This window comes from Treponema sp. OMZ 805, assembly GCF_050937395.1.
In the GTDB taxonomy this organism is placed as follows: Bacteria; Spirochaetota; Spirochaetia; order Treponematales; family Treponemataceae; genus Treponema.
Genome location: NZ_JACCLP010000039.1, coordinates 1 through 1,016 on the forward strand (window position 1 = coordinate 1; position 1,016 = coordinate 1,016).

General features: G+C 46.1%; 2 protein-coding genes. Both read left to right on the forward strand.

Annotated elements, in window-relative coordinates:
* Nucleotides 1-786: baseplate J/gp47 family protein (locus HGH47_RS12145; protein ID WP_432912707.1), on the forward strand; the 786-nt coding region annotated here is incomplete at its 5' end.
* A gap of 12 nt (nucleotides 787-798) precedes the next feature.
* Nucleotides 799-1,016 (forward strand): hypothetical protein (locus HGH47_RS12150; RefSeq protein ID WP_432912710.1); only part of this gene is annotated, 218 nt, incomplete at its 3' end.

The window sequence follows — 1,016 nt, forward strand, 5'->3', positions numbered from 1 at the left end:
AGCGGGAATTTTACAGGCAAATCGTATGGCTCAGGAGTAGTCGCTTCCGGTACGTGGATAGTCGTGGAAGGAACCGAGCTTCGGTATAAGGTAACCGAAAAAATCACTTTCACGGCTGACAGTACTTTTGCCATTCCTGTTCAAGCGGAATTTGCAGGCAGCGATTACAATATCGGAGCAGGATTTGCCGTGCGGGCGACAAGGGTTATCCGCGGACTTGACGGAATAGAGGTAAAAGAAGATTGGCAAAAGGCTTTGGGCGAAAATAGTGAAAGCGATGACAGTTACCGTGTGCGAATTAAAAACCGCTGGAGAAGCCAGACGCTCGGAGACACGAAAGTTACCTATAAATATTATGCAGAAGAGGTAGCAGGGGTTCGTGAAGCGAAGATAATCCGCGCCCCGCGCGGAGCAGGCAGTACGGATATTATCATCGTGTCGGTAACAGGGCTTCCGACTGCAGAACTGATTGAAAAAGTAAAGATGAACCTTTATCTGCATGAGCTTATGGCTTTTGATGTACAGGTAAAAGCTCCGCTCGTTACCAACATTGAAATAGTTATTGAATATTCAGGCGATGCTGTGGAATCGGATATCGAGCTTGTGGCGAAAAAATATGTTGATTCCCTCGGTATCGGCGGGCGGTTTGCCGTCAAAGACTTGTATGACCTTTATAAGCCGTTTTCATTAAAGACGCTTGAAATCATTTCTCCTGCCCGTGACGTTCAAGCCCCTGATGCAAATGTCATTATTGCTTCCGGTATTACGGTGAGAAAAACGGCATAAGGGTAATAGAAGATGAGCGATGTACACGAGCTGATTGACAAAACGATTAACCCGCCGGGCATACAAAAAAAGAACAGGCGGAGCATATTCAAGACCATAGGAGATGTGGGGACAAAAATAAAGCAAGATGCATTGATTGCGTTCAATGCGCATTTTCCCTATTTGGCGGATGAGAAAAAGCTTGAAGAACACGGGGAAGCTTTACTTATCCCACACCTGTTACATGACGG